Annotated in this window: 25 protein-coding genes and 1 pseudogene; 16 read left to right on the top strand and 10 right to left on the bottom strand. The window is 69.7% G+C overall.

Features of this window, described 5'->3' with window-relative positions:
• The first annotated feature begins 213 nt into the window (after nt 1-213).
• From hemL to ccsB, 7 genes are all read left to right on the top strand, one after another.
• Nucleotides 214-1,539 (top strand): glutamate-1-semialdehyde 2,1-aminomutase, encoded by a 1,326-nt coding sequence (gene hemL / locus OO62_RS31025; protein ID WP_033270983.1) that lies wholly within the window; start codon nt 214-216, stop codon nt 1,537-1,539.
• An 8-nt stretch (nt 1,540-1,547) separates the two neighbouring features.
• Nucleotides 1,548-2,228 (top strand): histidine phosphatase family protein, encoded by a 681-nt coding sequence (locus OO62_RS31020; protein ID WP_033271017.1) that lies wholly within the window; start codon nt 1,548-1,550, stop codon nt 2,226-2,228.
• 146 nt (nt 2,229-2,374) lie between these two features.
• Nucleotides 2,375-3,601 carry a polysaccharide deacetylase family protein gene (locus OO62_RS31015; protein ID WP_033270982.1) on the top strand — a complete coding sequence of 409 codons (1,227 nt, stop codon included), beginning with the start codon at nt 2,375-2,377 and terminating at the stop codon, nt 3,599-3,601.
• A gap of 78 nt (nt 3,602-3,679) precedes the next feature.
• Nucleotides 3,680-4,288 (top strand): TlpA family protein disulfide reductase, encoded by a 609-nt coding sequence (locus OO62_RS31010; RefSeq protein WP_033270981.1) that lies wholly within the window; start codon nt 3,680-3,682, stop codon nt 4,286-4,288.
• Nucleotides 4,289-4,299: 11 nt separating this feature from the next.
• Entirely contained in the window at nt 4,300-5,067 is a 768-nt protein-coding gene (locus OO62_RS31005; RefSeq protein ID WP_033271016.1) for a cytochrome c biogenesis CcdA family protein, read from the top strand.
• A 3-nt stretch (nt 5,068-5,070) separates the two neighbouring features.
• Complete coding sequence (gene resB / locus OO62_RS31000) at nt 5,071-6,810, top strand: cytochrome c biogenesis protein ResB (protein WP_033270980.1); 1,740 nt, start codon at nt 5,071-5,073, stop codon at nt 6,808-6,810.
• Entirely contained in the window at nt 6,807-7,889 is a 1,083-nt protein-coding gene (gene ccsB, locus OO62_RS30995; RefSeq protein ID WP_033270979.1) for a c-type cytochrome biogenesis protein CcsB, read from the top strand. Before resB ends, ccsB begins: the two co-directional genes overlap by 4 nt.
• A gap of 136 nt (nt 7,890-8,025) precedes the next feature.
• Here ccsB and OO62_RS30990 read toward each other — a convergent pair whose 3' ends face one another.
• From OO62_RS30990 to OO62_RS30970, 6 genes are all read right to left on the bottom strand, one after another.
• Nucleotides 8,026-9,453 carry an alkaline phosphatase family protein gene (locus tag OO62_RS30990; RefSeq protein ID WP_033270978.1) on the bottom strand — a complete coding sequence of 476 codons (1,428 nt, stop codon included), beginning with the start codon at nt 9,451-9,453 and terminating at the stop codon, nt 8,026-8,028.
• 329 nt (nt 9,454-9,782) lie between these two features.
• Nucleotides 9,783-10,451, bottom strand: coding sequence for a hypothetical protein (locus OO62_RS30985; protein WP_033270977.1), 669 nt, complete (start codon nt 10,449-10,451; stop codon nt 9,783-9,785).
• Between the two features lie 223 nt (nt 10,452-10,674).
• The gene (locus tag OO62_RS39750; RefSeq protein ID WP_129322983.1) at nt 10,675-11,112 is read right to left on the bottom strand and encodes a hypothetical protein; all 438 of its coding nucleotides are present in this window, start codon (nt 11,110-11,112) and stop codon (nt 10,675-10,677) included.
• 321 nt (nt 11,113-11,433) lie between these two features.
• Nucleotides 11,434-11,691, bottom strand: coding sequence for a hypothetical protein (locus OO62_RS30980; protein WP_033270976.1), 258 nt, complete (start codon nt 11,689-11,691; stop codon nt 11,434-11,436).
• A gap of 26 nt (nt 11,692-11,717) precedes the next feature.
• Nucleotides 11,718-12,260 (bottom strand): nucleoside deaminase, encoded by a 543-nt coding sequence (locus OO62_RS30975; RefSeq protein ID WP_033270975.1) that lies wholly within the window; start codon nt 12,258-12,260, stop codon nt 11,718-11,720.
• 28 nt (nt 12,261-12,288) lie between these two features.
• On the bottom strand, nt 12,289-12,711 hold the full coding sequence (locus tag OO62_RS30970; RefSeq protein WP_033270974.1) for a PLD nuclease N-terminal domain-containing protein: 423 nt from the start codon (nt 12,709-12,711) through the stop codon (nt 12,289-12,291).
• A gap of 89 nt (nt 12,712-12,800) precedes the next feature.
• Here OO62_RS30970 and OO62_RS30965 point away from each other — a divergent pair, with 89 nt between their 5' ends.
• Together OO62_RS30965 and mqnP are read left to right on the top strand one after the other, a co-directional pair.
• Nucleotides 12,801-14,261 carry a menaquinone biosynthesis decarboxylase gene (locus OO62_RS30965; protein ID WP_033270973.1) on the top strand — a complete coding sequence of 487 codons (1,461 nt, stop codon included), beginning with the start codon at nt 12,801-12,803 and terminating at the stop codon, nt 14,259-14,261.
• Nucleotides 14,258-15,160: a menaquinone biosynthesis prenyltransferase MqnP gene (mqnP, locus tag OO62_RS30960; RefSeq protein WP_033270972.1), complete on the top strand. Its 903-nt coding sequence runs from the start codon at nt 14,258-14,260 to the stop codon at nt 15,158-15,160. Before OO62_RS30965 ends, mqnP begins: the two co-directional genes overlap by 4 nt.
• A gap of 357 nt (nt 15,161-15,517) precedes the next feature.
• Here the strand turns inward: mqnP and OO62_RS30955 are convergent, their stop codons facing one another.
• Complete coding sequence (locus tag OO62_RS30955) at nt 15,518-16,138, bottom strand: rhomboid family intramembrane serine protease (RefSeq protein WP_033270971.1); 621 nt, start codon at nt 16,136-16,138, stop codon at nt 15,518-15,520.
• A 184-nt stretch (nt 16,139-16,322) separates the two neighbouring features.
• Here OO62_RS30955 and OO62_RS30950 point away from each other — a divergent pair, with 184 nt between their 5' ends.
• Complete coding sequence (locus OO62_RS30950) at nt 16,323-17,048, top strand: UbiX family flavin prenyltransferase (protein ID WP_051733760.1); 726 nt, start codon at nt 16,323-16,325, stop codon at nt 17,046-17,048.
• Here OO62_RS30950 and OO62_RS41430 read toward each other — a convergent pair.
• Nucleotides 17,045-17,179 (bottom strand): hypothetical protein, encoded by a 135-nt coding sequence (locus tag OO62_RS41430; protein WP_266105133.1) that lies wholly within the window; start codon nt 17,177-17,179, stop codon nt 17,045-17,047. The two genes, OO62_RS30950 and OO62_RS41430, sit on opposite strands and share 4 nt — an antisense overlap.
• Nucleotides 17,180-17,300: 121 nt before the next feature.
• On the opposite strand from OO62_RS41430, the gene OO62_RS30945 reads away from it, so the two are divergent.
• From OO62_RS30945 to OO62_RS30925, 5 genes are all read left to right on the top strand, one after another.
• Nucleotides 17,301-17,762, top strand: coding sequence for an Lrp/AsnC family transcriptional regulator (locus tag OO62_RS30945; protein ID WP_033270970.1), 462 nt, complete (start codon nt 17,301-17,303; stop codon nt 17,760-17,762).
• Nucleotides 17,763-18,040: 278 nt separating this feature from the next.
• Nucleotides 18,041-19,204, top strand: a complete 1,164-nt coding sequence (gene mqnE / locus OO62_RS30940; RefSeq protein WP_033270969.1) for an aminofutalosine synthase MqnE — start codon at nt 18,041-18,043, stop codon at nt 19,202-19,204.
• A 44-nt stretch (nt 19,205-19,248) separates the two neighbouring features.
• Nucleotides 19,249-19,773 (top strand): GNAT family N-acetyltransferase, encoded by a 525-nt coding sequence (locus tag OO62_RS30935; RefSeq protein WP_033270968.1) that lies wholly within the window; start codon nt 19,249-19,251, stop codon nt 19,771-19,773.
• 134 nt (nt 19,774-19,907) lie between these two features.
• The gene (locus tag OO62_RS30930) at nt 19,908-20,198 is read left to right on the top strand and encodes a DUF4229 domain-containing protein (protein WP_033270967.1); all 291 of its coding nucleotides are present in this window, start codon (nt 19,908-19,910) and stop codon (nt 20,196-20,198) included.
• Nucleotides 20,199-20,632: 434 nt separating this feature from the next.
• Nucleotides 20,633-22,006 (top strand): dicarboxylate/amino acid:cation symporter, encoded by a 1,374-nt coding sequence (locus tag OO62_RS30925; protein WP_033270966.1) that lies wholly within the window; start codon nt 20,633-20,635, stop codon nt 22,004-22,006.
• A gap of 106 nt (nt 22,007-22,112) precedes the next feature.
• Here OO62_RS30925 and OO62_RS30920 read toward each other — a convergent pair whose 3' ends face one another.
• Nucleotides 22,113-23,039, bottom strand: a complete 927-nt coding sequence (locus OO62_RS30920; RefSeq protein WP_051733759.1) for an alpha/beta fold hydrolase — start codon at nt 23,037-23,039, stop codon at nt 22,113-22,115.
• 143 nt (nt 23,040-23,182) lie between these two features.
• Between OO62_RS30920 and OO62_RS30915 the strand changes: the two genes are divergently transcribed.
• Nucleotides 23,183-23,875: a TetR/AcrR family transcriptional regulator gene (locus OO62_RS30915; RefSeq protein ID WP_033270965.1), complete on the top strand. Its 693-nt coding sequence runs from the start codon at nt 23,183-23,185 to the stop codon at nt 23,873-23,875.
• Nucleotides 23,876-23,941: 66 nt separating this feature from the next.
• Here OO62_RS30915 and OO62_RS38480 read toward each other — a convergent pair.
• Nucleotides 23,942-24,564, bottom strand: a pseudogene (locus OO62_RS38480) (hypothetical protein); the annotation flags it as partial.
• Nucleotides 24,565-24,973: the final 409 nt, after the last annotated feature.

Raw genomic sequence — 24,973 nt, 5'->3', positions numbered from 1 at the left:
CACGCCCCCGTGCGCCTCTGAGACCATTGCTTGCGTGACTTACTCGTACGTCGCCCCAGTTTCGCAGACGAGTGGGGGCTGACGCCCGGTCGAAAGCGAGAGGAATCAAAAAAGGATCGAACGGGAACCGCGCGGCACCTTGGGTGGTCCAAGCGGGGATTCCCGCACCGTTGTCAGCCGGGCCGTGTCCGTGCGTCGCCGCCCTCCCCGTTTATGCAGGTCAGGATCACAGTGTCTTTTCCGTATGAAGCCCCTGTTTCGCAGTCGCTGTTCGAGCGCGCGTCCGCGGTGACGCCGGGCGGCGTCAATTCCCCGGTGCGGGCGTTCCGGGCCGTGGGCGGTACGCCCCGGTTCATGGTGTCCGGTGCCGGTCCGTACCTCACCGACGCCGACGGCCGTGAGTACGTCGACCTCGTGTGCTCATGGGGTCCGATGATCCTCGGCCACTCCCACCCCGAGGTGATCGCGGCCGTCCAGGAGGCCGTCTCCCGCGGTACGTCCTTCGGGACGCCCGGTGCCGGCGAGGTCGAGCTGGCCGAGGAGATCGTGGCCCGGATCGAGCCGGTCGAGCAGGTGCGGCTGGTCTCCAGCGGCACCGAGGCGACGATGTCGGCGATCCGGCTGGCGCGCGGTTTCACCGGCCGCCCCAAGGTGGTCAAGTTCGCGGGCTGCTACCACGGGCACGTGGACGCGCTGCTGGCCGCCGCCGGCTCCGGCGTGGCGACCTTCGGGCTGCCCGACACGCCGGGCGTGACGGGCGCGCAGGCCGGCGACACGATCGTGCTGCCGTACAACGACCTGGAGGCGGTGCGCACCGCGTTCGCCGCGCACCCCGGCGAGATCGCCTGTGTGATCACCGAGGCGTCGCCCGGCAACATGGGCGTGGTGCCGCCGCTGCCCGGCTTCAACCAGGGCCTGAAGGACATCTGCTCCGACAACGGCGCGCTGTACATCTCCGACGAGGTGATGACCGGCTTCCGCGTCAGCAAGTCCGGTTGGTACGGCATTGATGGTGTACGTCCGGATCTGATGACCTTCGGCAAGGTGATGGGCGGCGGCTTCCCGGCCGCGGCCTTCGGCGGCCGCGCGGACGTCATGGCGCACCTCGCGCCGGCCGGCCCCGTCTACCAGGCCGGCACCCTGTCCGGGAACCCGATCGCCACCGCGGCCGGTGTCGCGCAGCTGCGGCTGCTGGACGACGCCGCGTACGAGAAGGTCGACGCGGTCTCCGCCGAGCTGCGCGCGCTGGTCACCGAGGCGCTGGCGAAGGAGGGCGTCGCGCACCGCCTCCAGGTCGCGGGCAACATGTTCTCGGTCTTCTTCACCGGTGCGGACGTCACGAACTACGACGAGGCCAAGGCGCAGGAGTCCTTCCGCTTCACCGCCTTCTTCCACTCGATGCTGGCGCAGGGCGTCTACCTCCCGCCGTCCGCCTTCGAGTCGTGGTTCGTCTCGACCGCGCACGACACGCAGGCCGTCGAGCGGATCGCGGCCGCCCTGCCGGCCGCCGCGCGGGCCGCCGCCGAAGCGACGGAATGATGGGTGACATGAGCAGCGAAGAAATCACCGTCGTCCATCTGATGCGGCACGGCGAGGTGCACAACCCCGACGGCGTGCTCTACGGCCGCCGCCCCGGCTACCACCTCTCCGACCTGGGCCGGAAGATGGCCGACCGGGTCGCCGAGCACCTCGCGGAGCGCGACATCACCCATGTCGTGTCCTCGCCGCTGGAGCGTGCGCAGGAGACCGCGACGCCGATCGCCGGCGCGCACAACCTGGAGCTGGCCACCGACGAGCGGCTGATCGAGGCGGCCAACGTCTTCGAGGGCAAGACCTTCGGGGTCGGTGACGGCGCGCTGAAGAAGCCGGGCAACTGGAAGTACCTGACGAACCCGTTCCGGCCGTCGTGGGGCGAGCCGTACATCGAGCAGGTCGTACGGATGATGGCGGCGCTCGGGGCGGCCCGGGACGCGGCGCGCGGCCACGAGGCGGTGGCGGTCAGCCATCAGCTGCCGATCTGGATCGTGCGCAGCTTCGCGGAGCGGCGGCGGCTGTGGCACGACCCGCGGAAGCGGCAGTGCACGCTGGCCTCGCTGACGTCGTTCACGTTCCACGGCGACAAGATCATCTCGGTGGGGTACAGCGAGCCGGCGCGCGATCTGGTTCCCTCCCACCTTCTGGCGGGCGCCAAACCGGTCAAGGGAAAGGCCAAGGCTTTCGGGGCCTGACATCGTGTCACCTGGCGGAACGTCAAACACAAGCAAAATGAGATATCCGATCGATTAACTCGGAACCCCCTCGCTCGACATGCCCTCTTCTCGGTTGTCCGTTTATATGGACATTGAGTTCGGCGAGCACGGATGGGGACGAGGGTATGCGCGCGATCAGCCGGCGAAACCTGCTGGGTATGGGAGTTGGGGCAGCCGCGGCGCTGGGCGTCGCCGGCTGCTCCTCGTCGGACTCGGACGCGGGGGCGGACAAGCAGAAGGTCAAGAACTCCGTCCAGGCCCGCCCCAAGCTCATCGGTGACGGTTCCACAGCGAATTACGGCGCACAGCCCCACCAGCCGAAAGCACCCGAACGGATGGAGCCCGGACAGACCCCTCCGCAGTTCGTGGTCTTCTCCTGGGACGGCGCGGGAGAGGTCGGCAACGGCCTCTTCCCGCGCTTTCTCAAGCTCGCCAAGGACCACGGCGCGGCCATGACCTTCTTCCTCTCCGGTCTCTATCTCCTCCCGGAATCCCAGAAGCACCTCTACGAGCCGCCGAACAACCGGCGCGGCGCCTCCGCCATCGGCTACCTCAGCGACGACCACATCAAGGAGACGCTGAAGTACGTGCGCCAGGCGTGGCTCGACGGCCACGAGATCGGCACCCACTTCAACGGCCACTTCTGCGGCGACGCCCCGACCTCGGTCAAACACTGGAGCCCCCGCCAGTGGCAGTCCGAGATCGACCAGGCCATGGACTTCGTCACAAAGTGGCGGACCAACACCGGATTCACCGATCTGGAACCGCTGCCCTTCGACTACCGACAGGAATTGGTCGGTAGCCGTACGCCGTGTCTGCTCGGCCAGGAAAACCTCCTGCCGACCGCCCGCGAACTCGGCTGGCGCTATGACGCCAGCTCCCCCGGCGGCCTTCAGATGTGGCCCAAGAAAAAGATGGGGATCTGGGACTTCCCGCTCCAGCAGATTCCCTTCCCCGGGCACTCTTTCGAGGTGCTCTCGATGGACTACAACATCCTCGCCAACCAGTCGAAGAACTCCACCAAGGCGCCGCCGGTCAACTACCCGGGCTGGCGCCGGCAGGCCACCGACGCCTATATCTCCGGTTTCCGCCGGGCCTACGAGACCAACCGCGCGCCCTTCTTCATCGGCAACCACTTCGAGCAGTGGAACGGCGGCATCTATATGGACGCCGTCGAGGACGCCGTCAAGCACATTGCCAACGAGCAGAACCGCGATGTCCATCTGGTGTCCTTCCGGCAGTTTGCCGACTGGCTGGACGCCCAGGACCCCGAGGTGCTGCGCAAGCTCCAGCAGGTCCCCGTCGGCCGGCGCCCGCACGAAGGCTGGAAGACGTACCTCACAGCGGCCTGACGTGCCGCTCCGGCCCCGGACAAAGCCACCCCAGGGGGGCGCGGAAGATCCGGAAAAGGCCCATGCGAAACTTTTCACATGACTAGCCGCGCCCCACGCCGCCGCACGCGCCGCCGGATCACCCTGCTCGCCGCAGGGGCGGCGGCCGCCTCGCTGACGCTGAGCGCCTGCGGGGACGGCGCCTCCGGCGGCTCGGCCCAGACCCGCTTCGTCCAGGGCAAGAACGGCGTCGACACCGTCAAGCAGGGCGACCGGCAGCCCGCGCCAGACCTGTCCGGCGAGACCACCACCGGCAAGAAGCTGGACGTCGCCGACTACAAGGGCAAGGTCGTCATCCTCAACGTCTGGGGATCGTGGTGCGGCCCCTGCATCGCCGAGGCGGACAACTTCGCCAAGGTCGCCCACGACACCGACGGCAAGGGCGTCCAGTTCATCGGGATCAACACCCGCGACTCCGAGAAGTCGCAGGCCACCAGCTTCGAGGAAGAGCACAAGGTGCCCTACCCGAGCCTGTTCGACCCCACCGGCCGGCTGATGCTGCGCTTCCCCAAGGGCAGCCTCAACCCGCAGTCCATCCCCTCCACGATCGCCATCGACCGGCACGGCAAGATCGCTGCCCGCTCGATCGGCCCGCTCACCGAGGACGATCTGCGCAAAATGGTCGCCCCGCTGATCGCCGAGAAGTGACCGGCCCCGCGATGCACCTCGTACCGCTCGCCGCCGCCGCGGAGAACCAGACCGTCATGACCGGCGCCCTGCTCGCCGCCGTGCCCGTCGCCCTGCTCGGCGGACTGGTCTCCTTCTTCTCCCCCTGCGTCCTGCCGCTGGTCCCCGGCTACATGTCGTACGTCACCGGCGTCACCGGCACCGACCTCGCCGAGGCCCGCCGCGGCCGGATGCTCGCCGGCGCCTCCCTCTTCGTCCTCGGCTTCACCGCCGTCTTCGTCTCCGGCGGCGCGCTCTTCGGCTTCTTCGGGCAGAACCTGCAGCAGTACAAGGACGTCATCTCGCGCGCGCTGGGCGTGCTGATGATCCTGCTCGGTCTCGCCTTCGCCGGCGTGCTCAAACGCTTCGGCCAGCGCGAGCTGCGCTTCCACAAGAAGCCCACCATGGGACTCGTCGGCGCGCCGGTGCTCGGGGTGCTCTTCGGCGTCGGCTGGACGCCGTGCCTGGGCCCCACCCTCACCGCCGTCAACACCCTCTCCCTCTACGAGGCCAGCGCCGCCCGCGGCGCCCTGCTCACCGTCGTCTACTGCCTCGGCCTGGGCCTGCCCTTCATCGCCGTCGCCCTCGCCTTCCGGCGGGTGCTCGGCGCGTTCGGCTGGGTCAAGCGGCACTACACGTGGGTGATGCGGATCGGCGGCGGCATGATGGTCGCCCTCGGCGTCCTCCTCGTCACCGGCCTCTGGGACAGTTGGATGTCCGGACTTCAGAGCTGGGCGCAAAGCACCACCGTTGGGATCTGACTGATGTCCACCAAGACCGACACCCCCCGCGACCCGGAGAGCGGACCGGCCGCCGGCGACGCGGGCAACGATCTCGGCGCGGCCGGGTCCCAGCTCTCCACCGCGCCCAGAGAAGACGTCACCCTCCCCTCGCTCGGCCCCCTCGGCTGGGTGCGCTGGTTCTGGCGGCAGCTGACCTCGATGCGGGTGGCGCTGCTGCTGCTCTTCCTGCTGTCGATCGGCGCCATCCCCGGCTCGCTGATCCCGCAGACCAGCATCGACCCCGTCAAGGTCGACCAGTTCAAAACCGACCACCCCAGCCTCGGCGGCATCTACGACAAGCTCGGGATGTTCCACGTCTACAGCTCGGTGTGGTTCTCCGCGATCTACCTGCTGCTGTTCATCTCACTGATCGGCTGCATCGTCCCGCGAACCTGGCAGTTCGTCGGACAGCTCCGCGGCCGCCCGCCGGCCGCCCCACGCCGGCTGACCCGGCTGCCCGCCTACACCACCTGGCGCACCGACGCCGCACCCGACGACGTCCTCGACGCGGCCGGCCGGCTGCTGAAGAAGCGCCGCTTCCGCGCCCACCGCTCCGGCACCGCGGTCGCCGCCGAGAAGGGCTACCTGCGCGAGGTCGGCAACCTCGTCTTCCACGTCGCGCTGATCGTGATGCTGGTGGCGTTCGCCGTCGGCAGCCTGTGGAAGTCCGAGGGCGGCAAGCTGATCACCGAAGGCGACGGCTTCGCCAACAGCCTCACCCAGTACGACGACTTCAAGTCCGGTGCCTTCTTCGACACCGACACCATGGAGCCCTTCGGCTTCACCCTCGACAAGTTCGTCGCCACCTACGAGCGCACCGGACCCCAGAAGGGCACCCCGCGCATCTTCCGCGCCGACGTCCGCTACTTCTCCGGCGCCGACGGCAAGGAGCACAAGACCTCCATCGAGGTGAACAGCCCCCTCGACATCGCCGGGAACCGCGTCTACCTGCTCTCGCACGGCTACTCCCCGCAGGTCACCGTCAAGGACGGCCGCGGCAAGGTCGTCTACAAGGGCGCGGTGCCCTTCCTGCCGCAGGACAGCAAGAACTTCACCTCCACCGGCGTGGTGAAGGTGCCGGGCGCGCGCACCAAGGACGGCAAGCGCAACCAGCTCGGCTTCCAGGGCTTCTTCGTGCCGACCTTCGGCGGCAAGGGCTCCGGCTCGATGTTCTCCCAGTTCCCCGCCCTGGACAATCCGCGGCTGGTGCTGACCGCCTACCACGGCGACCTGGGCGTCGACTCCGGACTGCCGCAGAACGTCTACCAACTGCAGATGAAGAACCTCAAGCAGTACAAGGTCGGCGGCCGGGCCGTCGCCCAGATGATGCAGCCCGGCCAGACGATGACGCTGCCCGGCGGCGACGGCAGCATCACCTTCAACGGCATCAAGACCTGGGCCAGCTTCAAGATCAGCCACCAGCCGGGCAACGGCCTCGCCCTCACCGGCGCGGTCGCCGCCCTGCTCGGCCTGGCCGGCTCGCTGTTCATCCAGCGGCGCCGCGTCTGGGTCCGCGCCGAGCCGGCCGACGACGGCAGCGGCGCCACCGTCGTCGAGATCGCCGGCCTCGGCCGCAGCGAGTCCCCCCGCCTGCCCGAGGAGCTCGGCGCCCTCGCCGCGGCCCTGGAGCCCGACGCACCCCTCGCCCCGCACCCCGAAGACACCGTGGAGCCCACCGACTCCGACGGCCCTGCTGAACCCTCCGAAGGAGCGCGCGCGTGAACATCGCTGCCGCAGCCAACGAGACGCTGGCACACAACAGCAATGTCCTGGTCTATTCGGCAATGGCGATCTACACGCTCGCCTTCGTCGCGCACATGGCCGAGTGGGTGTTCGGCAGCCGCAGCAAGGTCGGCCGCACCGCCGCCGCGCTGACCGCCCAGGCCACCGCCGCGGCCCCCGCCCGGGCGGACCGGCAGGGCGGCGGCACCGCCGTCCTCGAACGCCCCAAGGTCATCACCAAGACCGCCGCCGGCAGCCGCGACGTCCCCGACGGCCCCGGCGCCGCCGGCGGCACCGAGAAGGGCGACCTCTACGGCCGGATCGCCATCTCCCTGACCGTCCTGGCCTGGGCACTGCACGTCGGCGGCGTCGTCACCCGCGCCCTGTCCGTACAGCGCGCCCCCTGGGGCAACATGTACGAGTTCTCCACGACCTTCGCCGCGGTCGCGGTCGGCGTCTACCTGCTGCTGCTCACCCTCAGGAAGAACGTCCGCTGGATCGGCCTGCCCCTGATCACCACGGTCCTGCTCGACCTCGGCCTCGCCGTCACGGTGCTCTACACCGCCAGCGACCAGCTGGTGCCCGCGCTGCACTCGTACTGGCTGTGGATCCACGTCAGCTGCGCCATCCTCTCCGGCGCGGTGCTCTACCTCGGCGCGGTCGCCACCCTGCTGTTCCTCTTCCGCGACCGCTACGAGGCCAAGCTCGCCGACCCGGCCGGCAAGCAGCCCGGCGCCTTCGCCGCCTCCGTCCTGGAACGGCTGCCCTCCGCCGCCTCGCTGGACAAGTTCGCCTACCGCGTCAACGCCACCGTCTTCCCGCTGTGGACGTTCACCATCATCGCGGGCGCCATCTGGGCCGAGGCCGCCTGGGGCCGCTACTGGGGCTGGGACCCCAAGGAGGTCTGGTCCTTCATCACCTGGGTCGCCTACGCCTGCTACCTGCACGCCCGCGCCACCGCCGGCTGGAAGGGCCGCAAGGCCGCCTGGCTCGGCCTGATCGCCTTCGCCTGCTACCTGTTCAACTACTACGGCGTGAACATCTTCGTGACCGGCCTGCACTCCTACGCCGGAGTCTGACCCACCGGCCGCTCACCACCCCGGTGCCGTACGGCAGGCCGGGCCCCGACCGGGCCCTGCCCCGTACGGCACCGTCGTTTTCCCACCGCGGCGCGCCCCGGCCCGCGCCCCCGGCGCCGCTCCGCTCCGCGCGCGCTCAGCGCCGCTTGCGCCGCCCGCGCTCCTGACGCGGCGGCTGCTGCCCCGCCCCCGGCAACGTCGGCTTCGGCAGATGCGCCACCTCCCACTGCGCCTCCGCCAGCTTCTCGGCCGTGTCGTCCGGCAGCCGCGGCGGCCGGTACGCCGCATGCCGGAACCCGAACGCCGACGTCAGATCACCGAACGCGTCCCGCCGCCAGTCGCTGATGTTCGGCTCCTCCACACCCGTCCAGCGCTCCAGGAACTGCAGCACCGACGTGTGGTCGAACGCGTCCCCGGCCGCCCAGCCGCCCACCGTCCACGGCGAGACGATCAGACACGGCACCCGGAAACCGCCGCCGATCGGCAGGCCCCCCACGAACTCGTCCTTCGTGCCCGCCGGCGGCACCGGCGGCGGCACATGATCGAACAGGCCGTCGTTCTCGTCGTAGTTCAGGATGAAGACCGTCTTCGCCCACACCTTCGGGTTCGAGGCGATCGCCTCGATCTTCTGCGCCACGTAATCGGCGCCGGCCGCCGGCAGATAGTCCGGGTGCTCCGACTGGTGGCTGGTGGGGATCAGCCAGGACACGGCCGGCAGCCGGTCGTTGCGGGCGTCCTCCTCGAACGTGCCGGCCGGCTGCGACCGCATCCCCCGCTCGTACAGCGGCTCACCCGGCTTGGAGTCCCGGAACGTCTGGAACTGCTCCAGCAGATTGCAGCCGTAGTCGTCCTCCTCCTGGTACACCTTCCAGCTGATGCCGGCCGCCTCCAGCCGCTCCGCGTACGTCGTCCAGCGGTACGGCTTCGGCGCGGTGTTGTTCAGCACCGGACCGCCCAGCTTGCCGCCCGGGTCGATGGTGCCGGTCATCCAGTACAGCCGGTTCGGCCAGGTCGGGCCGAAGACCGAGCAGAAGTAGTTGTCGCACAGCGTGAACGCCTCGGCCAGGGCGAACTGGAAGGGGATGTCCTCGCGGGTGTGATAGCCCATCACGTACGGCCCGTTGACCCCGTCGGCCTTGCGGTGCGCCGGCAGCCAGCGGTCCATCTTGCCGCCGTTCCACGCCTCGTGCTGCACCGACCAGGCGTGGCTGGTGGACGGGATGGCCTGCGCGCTGGAGGTGTGGGTGTTCAGACGGAACGGCAGCAGATAGCCGTCCGGGTTCTGCGCGTCCGGCTGATGGAAGACCGACCGGCCGTCCGGCAGCGTCAGCGCGTCCGGGTCGGCGAAGCCGCGGACGCCGCTGAGCGTGCCGAAGTAGTGGTCGAACGAGCGGTTCTCCTGCATGAGCATGACGACGTGCTCGATGTCGTGCAGTGAGCCGTGACGTGCCGGTCCGGCGGCGACGGCCTTTTGGACACTGGGCGGCAGCAGTGACAGCACGGCGGCGCCACCGACCGCGCCGGCCGCGGAGCCGAGGAGTCTGCGTCGGGTCATGTCGGGCATATGTGCCACTCTCCCTGAGTCGCGTGAGCCCTCAGTGGGCCGACTTGACTGTGGCGGCGGGAGAGTTTCCCGGGCAGGGGGAGGCATCTGAACGACACCTCAATTGGCTGTGAACGGCCGCCAGTTGGCCAAAGCGCCCTACGTCCCGTACGTCACACGAAGCAGTGCCCCACGGACCCTTCGATGGCCGGAATTACGCGTTTGTGAAGCAACGTCAGGACACGCGGCCAAGCCCCGGAGTTCCCTCGGGTGCCGGGTACGGACGCTCCCGCGGCAGCAACGCGGCCGCCGCCGCGGCCTCCCCTCGCTTCATGAGCTCGGCGTCGCCGTCAGCCTGCGTACCCTTCTCCAGCCGGGGCTGTACGGTGACCCGTCCTGCGTCTCCACAGTGAAATGTCGCTGCTGGTCGCGACGGCGATGGTCTGCCCGGACGGCGAGAAGCCGGTCGCCCGGAATTCGGAGTAGTTCGAGTGGAAGATGTGCCACCACCGCTCGCCGTGGGGACCGGAGTGAGGCAGCCCGCCGTCACGGGAGAGCAGGACCCGATCATTCGGCCACGCCGGGGTGACGACCTCCAGACACCAACCGTCTGCGGTGGTGGTGTGGAGTCCTCCGCCGAAGAGCCCTGCTATGTGTACCCGGCTTCCGGTGATCGGCCCCAGGCCGGGGCAGGACAAGTCTGGAGTGCAGTCGGGAGTCTCATCCTCGGGGTCGGTTTCGCGGTCCCTGGCGATCCTCTCCCCAGTGACGGCATCGAAGAGGCCGTGACCGTCCCGTGAGACGACCATCACCAGATCGCGGCGGTCCTCGGGATGCGACGCGAAGCCGATTCCGAGGAGCCCGCCGACGGGGGCAAAGACCACGGATTGCCAGGGTTCGGGTGCAGGCACAACGGGGGCAGCGAGGAGCCGTTCTCGTACACCCCTTTGGTAGGCGGAGAGCCTTGGCTCAAAATCTCGCCTCTCGACCGGAGTTGCCTTCTTCGTCGACTTCGTCACGGCCCTATGATCCACGCTTCGGCCGGCTTGCCCAACGGAGTGGCTGCGGACCTGCATTGGCCTACGTGAAGGTGATGGTGGCGAATACCGCTTCGCTGCTGGTATCCGCCACATCGCTGCCCCCGCGGCCGCACCTTCGCCGGCGGAACGGTACGCCCCTGCATCCACTCCCCATGGCGGACTCAACGAGCCAAGCGCCATGTAGGGCGCGATGACTGTTCTCTTAGTCCAGAAGGTCCCTGGCCTCGTAGCCGGAAAGCCCGATGTGGACGAGCGGAAAAACAAGCTGATTGAGATACCAGGCAATGTCGGTCATCCTGGGGAGATCCTCATTGAGCGGCTTGCGGTCGATCGACGGCGTGAAGGAAACCTGTGTTCTCCCTGAAAAGAAGAGGAGTGTTCCACCGCGGCCTGTGGACTCGTTGTAGAGGGACACTCCTGTGGCTTTCTCGGTGTTCTCTGGAGCGTCCAGGGCGGTAACGATGAAGTTCGCGTCCTTCGCGTCACCTGTCTCCCAGTCAATGTCTCCGTCTTCCTCAATGAAAAATGAAACACCGAGAGGTTCTACGGGGCTCCATCCCGTAGGGCTAAGTGCGCGCATCATGGCAGAAACGGTGATTGGATCCTGAAAAGTGAAGTCGATATCTGCACGCCTGGACATATTTCTATCTCCTATCCCTTGGGGATGATTTTGTAGGGAACGCCCTTATCACGCTTACGGCAACGGACAGCGTGCGGAAGAGGGTATTGGCAGCGGGCCGTGCTTCTTGCCGGAATGTGTGGCCGTAGTCATCGTTACCGGCCATACCGGGAGCGTGCTGAAGCGCCTATTGAGTGGCAATAGCTTCCGAATGCCCCCTGGGCGTCTCCCTCTCAGGTGCCGGATACCTGCTTCACCGCGTGCCGGCGCTGCGAAGGATTGCCCGCGGGAGCGTCCCGCCGACGCCTCCGCCGGCCTCGACCGTGGCCCTTCCGCTCCGGGCTACAGCAGCTGGAACCCGACAGCGGCCGTGGCGAGGCCGATGACCAGGATCGCCGGGCCGATCACGTAGTGGCCCCAGAGTTTCCGTCCTTCGACGCGCAAGAGAGCGATCGTCACCGCCAGACCGGCGAGGACGATCAGGCACCCTGCGATCACCACCAGCGCGAGGAAGAAACCCGACCAGCCCGGGTCGTAGTGCGGGTTGTTGTGCGCCACGCCCGCCAGGATGACGGTATGGGGCTCAAGCGCCGGGGACATGCCCGCTCCGGACTGGGCCGTACGGCTCACTCGTCGCCGATGTCCTCGTGCCACAGGGCCGGGTACGCGCCGATGAAGTCCCGCATCATCGCCGCGCAGTCGGCGTCGTCCAGCAGCACGATCCGCACCCCGTGCCGGGCCAGCCAGTCGTGTCCGCCGTGGAAGGTACGGGCCTCGCCGATCACCACCCGCGAAATGCCGAACTGGCGCACCAGACCACTGCAGTACCAGCAGGGCGACAGCGTCGTCACCATCGTCGTACCGCGGTAACTGTGCTGCCGGCCGGCCGCGCGGAACGCCGCCGTCTCCGCGTGCATCGACGGATCGCCGTCCTGGACCCGGCGGTTGCGGCCACGGCCGAGCAGCGCGCCGTCCGGCCCGTACAGCGCCGCACCGATCGGGATGCCGCCCTCCGCCAGACCTGCGCGGGCCTCGGCGACGGCCGTCGCCAGCATGGCGCGCGCCTGCTCCTGGAGATGAAGGGGATGCCCGGCCGGATCCCTGTGGCCGTCGCCGCCGTGCAGCCGCACCTCGTCGCGGTCCTGTCCCCAGTCCTGCGTACGGTCCATGGGAGCACCGTACGCGCTGCCGCCCGTCTCAGCCCTTGGCCGGCGGGGTGTCGTCCGGGCCGTTCGAGACCTCACCCTGCTTGCGTCGCAGCTCCTCCTCGCGGCGCCGCAGATCGGCCTCCCAGTCCTTCAGCAGGGCCTCGTCCTTCTTGTTCTCCTCCTTGAGGGAACGCAGGAACTCCGGATTGTCGTCCGGCGCGACCCACTTCGCCGTGCTGTGGCTGCGGTGCCACTCCGACGGGGTGGAGCCGCCGCCCGCCACCGGGTGCCGGTGCTTGCCCGCCACCAGCCATGCGACCGGACCGATCAGCACCTCGCCGAAGAGCAGGATGACGATCACCCAGATGACCTTCGGCAGGCCGCGCACCTGCGATTCGGGGGTGTTCAGGCAGTCGATGAACGCGTAGATCCACAGTGCCAGCACCAGTAGGAACGGCAGATACCTGAGCATTGCGGAACGGGCCCCCTGTGCGCGACGGCGGGCCTCGCGACGGGGCCCGGTGACCCGCCCAGGGTAGTGCGTACCCGATACTGGAACGCATGGCTTATGACGATCTCCGCTCGTTCCTGCGTGCACTTGAGCGGGAAGGCGACCTCAAGCGCATCAAGGCCGAGGTCGACCCGTATCTGGAAGTCGGCGAGATCGTGGACCGGGTGCAGAAGTCCGGCGGGCCGGCCCTGCTCTTCGAGAACGTCAAGGGCTCGGCGATGCCGCTCGCCATGAACGTCTACGGGACCGACCGCCGGCTGCTCAAAGCCCTGGGCCTGAAGGCGTACGAGGACATCAGCGGCAAGATCGGCGGCCTGCTCAAGCCCGAGCTGCCGCACGGCTTCGTCGGCATCCGCGAGGCGTTCGGCAAGCTCGCCGGCATGACGCACGTACCGCCGAAGAAGGTCAAGGGCGAGAGCGCACCCGTCCAGGAGGTCGTGCTCACGGGCGACGACGTCGACCTGGACCAGCTCCCCGCGCTGTTCACCTGGCCCAAGGACGGCGGCTCCTTCTTCAACCTCGGGCTGACGCACACCAAGCACCCCGAGACCGGCGTACGCAACCTCGGCCTGTACCGCCTGCAGCGCCACGACAAGCGCACCATCGGCATGCACTGGCAGATCCACAAGGACAGCCGCAACCACTACCAGGTCGCCGCCAAACGCGGGGAGAAGCTGCCGGTCGCCATCGCCTTCGGCTGCCCCCCGGCCGTCACCTACGCCTCCACCGCCCCGCTCCCCGGCGACATCGACGAATACCTCTTCGCCGGCTTCCTCCAGGGCAAGCGGATCGAGATGGTCGACTGCAAGACCGTCCCGCTCCAGGTCCCGGCGCACGCCGAGGTCGTGATCGAGGGCTGGCTGGAGCCCGGCGAGATGCTGCCGGAGGGCCCGTTCGGCGACCACACCGGCTTCTACACCCCGCAGGAGCCCTTCCCGGCGCTGACCATCGACTGCGTGACGATGCGCAAGCGGCCGCTGCTCCAGTCGATCGTCGTCGGCCGCCCGCCGACCGAGGACGGCCCGCTGGGCCGCGCGACGGAGCGGTTCTTCCTCCCGCTCCTCAAGATCATCGTCCCGGACATCGTGGACTACCACCTGCCCGAGTCCGGCGGCTTCCACAACTGCGCGATCGTCTCGATCGACAAGAAGTACCCCAAGCACGCCCAGAAGGTCATGCACGCCATCTGGGGCGCCCACATGATGTCGCTGACCAAACTGATCGTGGTGGTGGACGCCGACTGCGACGTCCACAACCTCCACGAGGTCTCCTGGCGCGCGCTCGGCAACACCGACTACGCCCGCGACCTGACCGTCGTCGAGGGCCCCGTCGACCACCTCGACCACGCCTCCTACCAGCAGTTCTGGGGCGGCAAGGCGGGCATCGACGCAACGAGGAAGTGGCCCGAGGAGGGCTACACGAGGGACGGGGGCTGGCCGGACATGGTCGAGTCCGACCCGCGCACGGCGGCCCTCGTGGACCGCCGCTGGAAGGAGTACGGACTCTCGTGACCAGCGCATCCGCAGCGATCCCGCAGCCCGGACGCACCAAGGCGTTCCTGCGCCTGGTGATGATCGAGCACTCCGTCTTCGCCCTGCCCTTCGCCTACATCGCCTCGCTGACCGCGATGTACCAGCGGGACCGGCGCATCGACTGGCTCCTGCTGCTCCTCGTCACCGTCTGCATGGTCGGCCTGCGCACCTTCGCGATGGCCGCGAACCGGATCATCGACCGCGAGGTCGACGCCCGCAACCCGCGCACCGCGCACCGCGAACTGGTCACCGGCGCGGTGTCGGTGAAGTCCGCCTGGACGGGCGCGCTGATCGCCCTGGTCGTCTTCCTCGGCGCGGCGGCCCTGCTCAACCCGCTGTGCCTGGCGCTCGCGCCCGTCGCCGTGGTGCCGATGGTGGTCTATCCGTACGGCAAGCGGTTCACCAACTTCCCGCAGGCGATCCTCGGCCTCGCCCAAGCCATGGGCCCGATCGGCGCGTGGATCGCGATCACCGGGTCCTGGTCCTGGGAGGCGGTGATCCTCGGCCTCGCGGTCGGCATCTGGATCGGCGGCTTCGACCTGATCTACGCCTGCCAGGACGTGGACACCGACCGCGAGATCGGCGTCCGGTCGGTCCCGGCCCGCTTCGGCATCCCGGCCGCGATCTGGGGCGCGCGCGGCTGTCACCTCGTCACGACGGCGCTGTTCGTCTGGTACGCCCTGGCGACCGGCGCGGGCGCGTTCTTCTGGCTGGGCCTGCTGATCGTGGCAGCGGCGTTCGGCTACGAGCACACGATCGTCAAGCCGCACGACCTGACCCGCCTCAACCGCGCGTTCTTCCAGGTCAACGGCTTCATCGGGATCGCACTCTTCGTCTGCGCCCTGCTGGATCTGCTGGTGCGGGGACTGTCGGTCTGAGCCCAGTGCGGCGGGGCGGGCCGGCGGTCTGAGCAGCCCGGTGCGGCGGGGGTGGGCTGTCGGCCTGATCAGCCCAGTGCTGCGGGGGTGGGCTGTCGGCCTGAGGCTTGCGGGTTGGGGCCGGCGGGCTGGGCTACGCGGGTGCGGCAGTCGGTCTGAGGCTTGCGGGTGTGGGGGGCCGCGGGCTGGGCTCTGTGGGTGCGGGGGCGCCCCCGTCGGTCTCCTGACTCGCTCTCGCCTGCTTCGCTCCTACCCTTCCTGCCTGCCTCGTTCCTACCTTTGCTGCCTCGCTCCCGTCTGCCTTGTTCCGCTTGTCTGCCTTGCCTCGCCCCTGCTGCCTCCTTGTTCCGGCAACGATTACGGAGCGTAATCAATTCCTTGCAGGTTGGTCGGGGTCGGGGTTCCGGGGCGGGGCCGGCGCTCCCGGAAGAGGAAGGCGGCCAGGACTCCGCCCGCCAGGCCGAAGAGGTGGGCCTGCCAGCTGATGCCGCTGGTGGTCGGGAGGGCGCCCCACAGGATGGAGCCGTAGAGCAGGCCGACGGCCAGGCCGATGGCGATGTCGAGGGGTTTGCGTTCGATGAAGCCGCGGACCAGGAGGTAGCCGAAGAGCCCGAAGACGACGCCGGAGGCGCCCGCGGTGTTGCTGTGCGTGGCGGCGGTCAGCCAGACGCCCAGGCCGCTGGTGAGGATGACCAGCAGGGCGACGGCGACGAAGCGGCGCAGCCCGCTGCGCAGTGCGGCGACGAAGCCGAGCACCAGCAGCGGCAGGGTGTTGGCGGCCAGATGGCCGAACCCGAAGTGCATGAAGGCCGCGGGGACGACGTCGACGAGTTCGGCGGGCTCGCGGGGCTGTATGCCGAAGGTGTCCAGCGCGCCCCCGGTGACGACGTCGACGCCCTCCAGCAGCCAGAGCAGGGCGACCCAGCCCAGCATCAGGCAGATCGCGGGTCCTGCGCGTCGTGTCGTGCGTCCTGCCATCTCCGGCCGTCCTTCCCGTCCTTCGCCCCGGGCGCCCCTCGGCGGGGCCCGGCGTCCCCCGGCGGGACCCGGCGGGACCCGGCGGGACCCGGCGGGACCTGTCGTCCCCCGGCGGGCCCGGGGAGGGCGCACAGGTAAGAACGGCCGTGACGGGGTCCGTGGTTCCGCCGGATAGGCTCGATGCGTGGAGCCGCCGCACATCGACACCAGCAAGCAGGACTCCGGACGGCGCCGTCCGTGGGTCGTGGGGATCTCCGGCGCGTCCGGGACGCCGTACGCGGCTTCCGTGGTGCGCGGGCTGCTCGCCGCCGGGGAGGCGGTGGACCTGATCGTGAGCCGGGCGTCGCGACTGACGTTGCTGGACGAGACCGGGATCGCGTTCCGGGACGCGCACTGGCGTGCCGACCTGCGGGAGTGGCTGGCGCGCGGGGCGGACGGGAAGCCCGCGACGTTTCCGGTGACGGAGGCGGAGCTGGCGCAGGTGCGCTACTGGGCCGCCGGTGATCTGGCGGCGGGGCCGTCGTCGGGCTCGTATCCGGTGAAGGGGATGCTGATCGTCCCGGCGAGTACGGCGTGTGTGGCCGGGGTGGCGCTCGGGCTGTCGAAGGATCTGCTGCAGCGGGTGGCGAGCGTGACGCTCAAGGAGCGCCGGCGGCTGGTGGTCGCGGTGCGTGAGACGCCGCTGAACGGGCCGACGCTGAAGCATCTGGTGGCGCTGGACGAGGCGGGCGCCGTGGTGCTGCCCGCCTCTCCGGCGTTCTATGCGGGGGCGACGCACATCCAGGATCTGGTGGACTTCGTCGCGGGCCGGGTGCTCGATGCGGCCGAGGTGCCGCACGGGTTGTACCGGCGCTGGGAGGGGGAGCTCCGGGGAGGCTCCAGGAACGAGGAGGCCCCGGACGCTCCTTAGCGCTTCTTCGCGGTGGCGCGGCCGAAGCGGCGCCGGGCCCGCGGCTCGGCGGCGAGCTTGTGGACACGTGAACGATTGGCCTGGTCCTGCAGCTCGCGCATGCGGGCGTAGGCCATCTCGATCGAGTACACGGTGACAACTCCTGTGAGATCGTCTTTGATCGCTTGAAAGATTCGCAGGGTCTAGGCCCTGTATGCCTTAGATTCTACATGCAGAACCCGAAAATGCGTAAAGATTGGAAGGCTTGAGGGCATGGACGCGGTGGATAGGCAGCTCATCCAGGCACTTCGCGAGAACGGGCGGGCCTCGTACGCGGAGCTCGGCCGGCTCGTCGGCCTCTCCGGGCCCAGCGTCACGGACCGGATCAACCGCCTCGAAGCGGCCGGCGTGATCACCGGCTACCGCGCGACCGTCGACGCCGCGTCGCTCGGCCTCGGTGTCACCGCACTGGTCGGCATCTCCCTCTCGGACGCCGCCGACCACGAGGACGTCGCGCGCCGGCTGCGCGACCTCGCCGAGATCGAGGACTGCTGGTTCATCGCCGGCGACGACTCGTACATGCTCAAGGTCCGGGTGGGCGACGTGGACGGGCTGGAGCGCACCATCCGCCGGCTCTCCGGCACCAAGGGCGTCTCCCGTACGCGCACCACGATCGTGCTCTCCACCAAGTGGGAGAACCGCGTCGGCGAGCTGCCCGAAGAGGCCGCCGAATAGGCCGAACAGGCCACCGGGCAGCGGCCGGAGACGCGCGACGGACGGGCCCGCCACGGGTGCCCGTCCGCCTCCGTGGGTGGCGCGTCCGCCGCCCGTCCGTCGTCCGTCCGGGCGTCCCGCCGGCCGCCCGTCAGGGCGCCCCGTCCGCCGTCAGGGCGGGGGAGTAGGCTCGGCAAAGCTCGTTTTACGCATCGAAACGGCTAGAGACACGGCTGAAGAAACGGCTAGAGACGCCTGACGACAGGGCGGAGACGGGAGGCGACCGGATGGCTGCGTCGATGGATGTGGGCCTCAAGCGGGAGCTGGAGGCGAAGGTCCACGCCGGGGAGCGGCTGACCCGCGAGGACGGCATCGCCCTCTACGAGTCCGACGACCTGGCCTGGCTGGGCGGCCTCGCGCACGAGGTGCGCACCCGTAAGAACGGCGACGTCGTCCACTTCAACGTCAACCGTCACCTCAACATGACGAACGTGTGCACCGCGTCGTGCGCCTACTGCTCCTTCCAGCGCAAGCCGGGGGAGAAGGACGCGTACACGATGCGCATCGAGGAAGCCGTCCGCCTCGCCAAGGCGATGGAGAACGAGAACCTCACCGAGCTGCACATCGTCAACGGTCTGCACCCGACCCTGCCGTGGCGTTACTACCCGCGCTCGCTGCGCGAGTTGAAGAAGGCGCTGCCGAACGTCTCCCTGAAGGCGTTCACCGCCACCGAGATCCACCACTTCGAGACCATCTCGGGGCTGTCCGCCTCGGAGATCCTCGACGAGCTGATCGACGCCGGTCTGGAGTCGCTCACGGGCGGCGGCGCCGAGATCTTCGACTGGGAGGTCCGGCAGCACATCGTCGACCACGCCACCCACTGGGAGGACTGGTCGCGCATCCACCGCCTCGCGCACGAAAAGGGCCTCAAGACGCCCTCGACGATGCTCTACGGGCACATCGAGGAGCCCCGCCACCGCGTCGACCACGTGCTGCGGCTGCGTGAACTCCAGGACGAGACCGGCGGCTTCCAGGTCTTCATCCCGCTGCGCTACCAGCACGACTTCGTCGACATGAAGGACGGCAAGGTCCGCAACCGCCTCCAGGCGCGCACGACGATGGCCACCGGCGCCGAGGCGCTCAAGGTCTTCGCGGTCTCCCGTCTCCTCTTCGACAACGTCCCGCACGTCAAGTGCTTCTGGGTGATGCACGGTCTGCAGACCACGCAGCTCGCCCTCCAGCACGGCGCGGACGACATGGACGGCTCGGTCGTCGAGTACAAGATCACTCACGACGCGGACAACTACGGCACGCCGAACAAGCTGACGCGGGACGACCTGCTGGAGCTGATCCGCGACGCCGGCTTCCGCCCCGTCGAGCGCAACACCCGCTACGAGGCCATCCGCGAGTACCCGGGCCCGGACCCCGAGCGCCGCGAGTCGCCCCAGCCGATGCGCGTCTGACCAGGTCGGAGCCGTCTGTCAGTGGCGGGCGTAGGGTCCGGGTCATGAACGTGCGTTTCGACCTGGACCCCGCCGTCACTCCCGAACTCCACGACGGCCTGTGCGAGTTGTGGACCGATGTGTCCAACGCGGGTGGCGCGGTCGGCTTCGTCCCGCCGGTGACGCGCGAGGACATACGCCCCGACCTGCTCAGGAAGCTGACGGCCCTGGCCGAGGGGCGCGAGCGGCTGCTGGTCGGGCGCGACGAGGCCGGCCGGGTGCTGGCGACCGCGTACCTCGCGCCCAGCGCCCACCGCCTGATGCAGCACTGGATCTGGGTCTACACCGTCATGGTCCACCCCTCGCTCCAGGGGCAGGGCATCGGCCGGCAGCTGATGGCGGCCGTCGCCGAGGCCGCCCGCACCTTCGACGGCGTCACGGCCATCCGCCTGACCTGCCGCGGCGGCACCGGCGCCCGCCGGTTCTACGAAGCCTGCGGCTACAAGGAGGTCGGCCGGGTGCCCGGCGCGATCAAGGTCGCCGACGGTGACTTCCGCGACGACATCACCCTGTGGCTGGAGCTCGGCTGAGCCGCGACGGGGCGGCCCGGCGGCGGCGCCCGTGAGCCGGGGCCCCGGAGCCCGGGGGCCCGGAAGATCGCGTGTGCCGTGTGCTTGACTGGAGGGCGACCCTTTCGGTTGCCGTTGAGAAGAAGGTCCCGTCCGTGAGTAGCCCCAAGTTCGCCACGCTCCGCTACACCGCCCTTCGCATCGGCCTGTTCGTCGCCTGCTTCGCCGTGGTGTGGGGGCTGGCTTACGTCCACGTCATCCCGCTCGCGGTGGGCGCCGCCAACACCGTGTGGCTGCTGCTGCTCGCCATCGTGATCTCCGCGCCGCTCAGCTTCGTGCTGCTGCGCAAGCAGCGTGACGCGATGTCCGAGCAGATCGTCGCCAAGGTCGACCGCCAGCGTGAGCGGCTCGCGGCCAGCGCCAGCCAGGAGGACGGCCTGCAGTAGGGCCGTCCGCCCGCGCGGACCGCGCAGCCCGTTCCGCCTCTCGGCAGGCGCCGCTTTTCTGTAAGACGCCTCACAGCCGCCGTATGCGCCACAGGCGCCCGTTGATGGAGTTCCGCTCCATGAACGGGCGCCTGTCGCGTTGTTGGCGGTGTGTTCGTCCGGTCCACTCCCCCCGATCCCAAAGATTTTCTTTGGGTTCCTCAAAGTTCAAGTGTTAACGTACTCGTCATGCAGACAGCAGCCGCGCCCCCGTTCCCCATGAGCGTTCCGCTCGTGGCGCGCCTGCACGTCGATCTTTGCCGCTGTATGTCCGCGGCCTGTCGTCGCCGCTGACCGATCTGATCCAGCGGCCGGAGATCCTGACGGAAGTACGGACCTCCTGGCGCTCGTCCACGCCGTTTTCCGACGTTTCACCTGTCCCCGGAGTGTGTCCGTTGTCCACGTCTGCCGAGACCTCTGAGTCCTCACAGGCCCCCCAGACCCCGAAGTCCTCCCGCATACCCAAGGTCCCGTTCTGGGCCCAGATCCTGATCGGCCTCGCCCTGGGCGTGCTGCTCGGAGGGATCGCCAAGAACGGTGACCTCGGCTGGCTCACCTCGACGCTCCAGCACATCGGCGATCTCTTCGTCCAGCTGCTGAAGCTGGCCGTCGCCCCGCTGGTGTTCTTCGCGATCCTCGTGTCGATCACCAACTTGCGGCAGGTCAACAACGCCGCCCGGCTGGCCACCCGCACCCTGCTGTGGTTCATGGCCACCTCGCTGATCGCGGTGGCCATCGGCCTGGCGATCGGCCTGCTGACCCACCCCGGCGCGGGCACCGGCCTGACCCCCAAGGACGGCAAGCTCCCCGACCACGCCGGCTCCTGGATCGACTTCCTGACCGGCATCGTCCCCACCGACATCATCACGCCGTTCACCGAGCTCAACGTCCTGCAGATCGTCTTCATGGCGGCCGTCGCCGGCATCGCCGCGCTCCAGCTGGGGGAGAAGGCCGAGCCGGTCCTCAACATCAGCCGCTCGGTGCTGGAGCTGCTGCAGAAGGCCCTGTGGTGGGTGATCCGCCTCGCCCCGATCGGCACCGTCGGCCTCATCGGCAACGCCATCGCGACGTACGGCTGGAACCTCATCGGCAAGTACGCGACGTTCACCCTCGACATCTACGTCGGCTGCGCGATCGTCCTGTTCGGCGTCTACCCGCTGCTGCTGTCGACCGTCGCCAAGGTCAACCCGCTGCAGTTCTTCCGCGGCGCCTGGCCCGCCATCCAGCTGGCCTTCGTGTCCCGCTCGTCGGTCGGCACCATGCCGGTCACCCAGCAGGTCACCGAGCGCCTCGGCGTGCCGCGCGAGTACGCCTCCTTCGCGGTGCCGTTCGGCTCCACGACCAAGATGGACGGCTGCGCCTCGATCTACCCGGCGATCGCCGCGATCTTCATCGCCCAGATCTTCGGCGTCCACCTCGGCGTCGGTGACTACATCCTGATCGCGTTCGTCTCGGTCATCGGCTCCGCCGCCACCGCCGGCCTGACCGGCGCGACCGTCATGCTGACGCTGACCCTCTCCACGCTGGGCCTGCCCCTGGAGGGCGTCGGTCTGCTGATGGCCATCGACCCGATCCTGGACATGATGCGTACGGCCACCAACGTCGCCGGCCAGTCGGTCATCCCGATCCTGGTCTCCGCCAAGGAGAAGATCCTGGACCGCGACGCGTACGCCCGCGCCACCAGCATCCGCATCGGTGAGAGCGAGACCGGCAGCGAGGCCGGCAGCCGCAGCCAGGCCGAGCCGGTTCCCGCCGGGGCCGCGAGCTGACCCTCGGCGCACCCGCCGCCCCCGGGCGGCAGGCGAGACCCCGTACGGCGCCCCCGCCGGCCAGGCACGCACTGGCCGGTGGGGGCGTCGCCGTGTGCGGGCACCGTCAGCCCGGCGTGCCCGTGCCCGTGACGTTCGTGGCTTCCGGGGTCCCTGTGGCACCCGTTGCCCCGGTGTGGGTGAGGATCGCGTCGGCCAGCGAGCCGAGGACGGCCGGGGGCAGTGCATGTCCCATGCCCGGGATCTCGACCACGTGGGCGCCGTTCACGCACTGCGCGAGGTGCTGGGGGTGCGGCGGCGGGAACACCGGCTCGGCGGGCGCGGCGACGACCAGCGTCGGCACCTGATTCCGTGCGAGCTGCTCGGTGCGCAGCATGCCGTCGCTGTCGGCCCGCCCGTGCGCGGTACCCGTCCGGTGGTGCCCGGTGTGCTCGATGACGCGCTCTTCGAGGGCGTGGAAGAACCCGGCGTCGAAGGGGAGTTGGTCACCGGCGAGTACCCGCCAGTGTTCGATCCGGCGGCGCAGCTCCGCGGCCGGGCCGTGATCCTCGACCGGGCGGGCCCACAGCTCCAGGACCTCGGGCGCGATACCGGGCAGTTCGCCGACCGGGACGGTGCTGCCGTCGGGGCGGGTGTAGGGGGTGGTGCTGAGGGCGCTGGTGCCGATGAGAGTGGCGCTGAGTACGCGGTCGGGGTGGTCCGCGAGCACCATCTGGGCCAGCATGCCGCCCAATGACATGCCGACGATGTGCGCCCGCTCGATGCCCAGCCCGTCCAGGACCGCGATCACGTCCGCGGCGAGGTCCGCGATCCGGTACGGATGCTCCTCGAACGGCCAGGTGGAGCGGCCGGTGTCGCGGTGGTCGTAGCGGATGACCCGGTGGTGCGCGGCCAGCGCGTCGACCAGGGCGTCGGGCCAGCCGACGCCGGTGGCCTGGGCTCCCATGATCAGCAGCAGCGGGGGTGCCCCGGGGGCACCGCGCTGCTCGGTCCACAGGCGGATGCCGGGGGCGGCGTCGATGAACTGCTGCACGGTCTGACCTCCGGAAGCTACGACAACGTGACGAGACGTATCGTCTCGTTATGCCGGTGCGGCTGTCAAGAAAGGAGGGGGCGGGAGGCCGAAGATCGTAAACTTACTTTGCAGTAAAGGGGCGGGATGGAGGGGTATTCAGGGTGGGAGCAGTGAAGAGCAAGCGGGTGCCGCGGGCGGTCCGGGAGCAGCAAATGCTCGACGCCGCGGTGCTGACCTTCGCGCGGCGCGGCTATCGGGCGGCCTCGATGGACGAGATCGCCGAGGTCGCGGGGGTGTCCAAGCCGCTGGTCTATCTCTACCTGAACTCGAAGGAAGAACTGTTCAGCGCGGTGATCCGGCGGGAGCGGGCGGCGCTGGTGGCGGCTGTGACGGCGGCCGTCCAGCCGGGGGAGGCGGCCGACCGCCAGCTGTGGAGCGGCCTGCAGGGCTTCTTCGCGCACACCGCGGAACACCCGGAGGGCTGGGCCGTACTGCACCAGCAGGCCCGCACGCACGGCGAGCCCTTCGCGCTCGAAGTCGCCGAGATGCGGGCGGAGATCGTCGCCTTTGTCACGGAGCTGATCGGCATGGCCGCGAAGGAGGCGGGCTGTGTCGGTGAGCTGGCCGAACGGGAGGTGGCGGGCCTCGCGCACGCCCTGGTCGGCGCGGCCGAGTCGCTCGCCGAGTGGGCCAACGCCCGTACGGACGAGGGGCCTTCGGGCGACCGGGAGCATCCGACGGCGAAGGACGCCGCGGCCACGATGATGAACTTCGCCTGGACCGGCCTGGGCCACCTGATGGGCGGCGAACGGTGGACGCCGGGGGGCGTCGGCGGCGGGGAGAGCCGCGGCTGACGCGGGCGGTCGTCGCCTTCGGCCCGGGCCGTCCGCCCGGTCGGCCCGGGCCCGGGTGGTGCGTCGTCAGCGCGTGACGGTCCCGTACGTGACGGTCCCGTACAGGTGGACGCGGCCCTCTGGGTGCCCGGCCGCGGGGCCGCCCCGCAGCTGGAGGGTGCTGCCCGTGCCGTCCGGGGCGTCCCGCCGGGTGTACGTGACGGTCGCCGGCAGCAGCACCGGTGCGCGAAAGGCGGCGGTGAGGCGTACGGGCGCGGTTCCCGGCGGTACCGCCTCGGCGGCGCAGCGGGCGAAGGTCCACATGCCGTGCGCGAGGGCGCGCGGGAAGCCGAGCGGCCGAGCGGTCGGGCGGCGAGCGGTCGGGCGGCGAGCGGTCGGGCGGCGAGCGGTCGGGCGGCGAGCGGGTGCAGGTGGATCGGGTGGTAGTCGCCGGACACGGCGGCATGCCGGCGGCCGAGGTCGGCGGGCAGCCGCCACTCCCGTGGCCGCGGGACCGGCCCCGCGGCGTCATCGGCGGGCGGCTCGGCCGGATCCGGGCCGCCCGCGCCCGCCGCCGTCCGGTGCCGCGCCAGATAACTGCTCCGGTCCACCCGGACCAGCCGCCCGGCCCGCCGCGCCTCGGTCACCACCACCACTTCCGTGCCGCGCCGGTGTGCCCGCAACTCCTCGCCGTACACGCTCAGTTCGAGTACCTCGGTGACGTCCAGCACGGCATCCGGCCGCGGCCGCTTGCCGATGCCGTTCAGCACGCCCCGGGCGAGCGCCGGCAGCAGTCGCGGCGCCCTGCGCAGCAACACGTCCCCGGCGGATTCAACGTCCGTCACCGGCAGGGGAGTTCCCTTCCCTGCGTCACCTCACGTAAATTTACTTCGCAGTAAGGTTACTGCCGGGTCAGGAGATTCGGGGGTGAACTCCGCGATCCCGGCAGGCAGTCAGCCCGCGCTCAGGAGAAGTCCGCGCACCGGCGGGGGAAGACCGCACTCCGCAGGAGCAGACCGCACTCCACAGGAGAAACGAGGAGCCGCTCGTGTCCCACCAGGAAAGTGCACCCGCCCCCACGCCCTGTCTCTTATACACATCTCCGAGCCCACGAGACTC

It is taken from the genome of Streptomyces lydicus (assembly GCF_000717345.1).
Classification (GTDB): Bacteria; Actinomycetota; Actinomycetes; order Streptomycetales; family Streptomycetaceae; genus Streptomyces; species Streptomyces lydicus.
This window is presented reverse-complemented; position numbering and strand designations above follow the sequence as displayed.

Bases quoted from the DNA above. Each gene is read 5' to 3' on its own strand.
- OO62_RS30990 (WP_033270978.1), bottom strand. From the start codon at position 9,453: ATGCCCGACATGACCCGACGCAGACTCCTCGGCTCCGCGGCCGGCGCG.
- OO62_RS31015 (WP_033270982.1), top strand. From the start codon at position 2,375: ATGCGCGCGATCAGCCGGCGAAACCTGCTGGGTATGGGAGTTGGGGCA.
- OO62_RS30965 (WP_033270973.1), top strand. From the start codon at position 12,801: ATGGCTTATGACGATCTCCGCTCGTTCCTGCGTGCACTTGAGCGGGAA.
- hemL (WP_033270983.1), top strand. From the start codon at position 214: ATGCAGGTCAGGATCACAGTGTCTTTTCCGTATGAAGCCCCTGTTTCG.
- OO62_RS30955 (WP_033270971.1), bottom strand. From the start codon at position 16,138: ATGGCAGGACGCACGACACGACGCGCAGGACCCGCGATCTGCCTGATG.
- OO62_RS39750 (WP_129322983.1), bottom strand. From the start codon at position 11,112: ATGTCCAGGCGTGCAGATATCGACTTCACTTTTCAGGATCCAATCACC.
- OO62_RS31020 (WP_033271017.1), top strand. From the start codon at position 1,548: ATGAGCAGCGAAGAAATCACCGTCGTCCATCTGATGCGGCACGGCGAG.
- OO62_RS30975 (WP_033270975.1), bottom strand. From the start codon at position 12,260: ATGGACCGTACGCAGGACTGGGGACAGGACCGCGACGAGGTGCGGCTG.
- resB (WP_033270980.1), top strand. From the start codon at position 5,071: ATGTCCACCAAGACCGACACCCCCCGCGACCCGGAGAGCGGACCGGCC.
- OO62_RS30980 (WP_033270976.1), bottom strand. From the start codon at position 11,691: ATGTCCCCGGCGCTTGAGCCCCATACCGTCATCCTGGCGGGCGTGGCG.
- OO62_RS30970 (WP_033270974.1), bottom strand. From the start codon at position 12,711: ATGCTCAGGTATCTGCCGTTCCTACTGGTGCTGGCACTGTGGATCTAC.
- OO62_RS31010 (WP_033270981.1), top strand. From the start codon at position 3,680: ATGACTAGCCGCGCCCCACGCCGCCGCACGCGCCGCCGGATCACCCTG.
- OO62_RS31005 (WP_033271016.1), top strand. From the start codon at position 4,300: ATGCACCTCGTACCGCTCGCCGCCGCCGCGGAGAACCAGACCGTCATG.
- OO62_RS30935 (WP_033270968.1), top strand. From the start codon at position 19,249: ATGAACGTGCGTTTCGACCTGGACCCCGCCGTCACTCCCGAACTCCAC.
- OO62_RS30945 (WP_033270970.1), top strand. From the start codon at position 17,301: ATGGACGCGGTGGATAGGCAGCTCATCCAGGCACTTCGCGAGAACGGG.
- mqnE (WP_033270969.1), top strand. From the start codon at position 18,041: ATGGATGTGGGCCTCAAGCGGGAGCTGGAGGCGAAGGTCCACGCCGGG.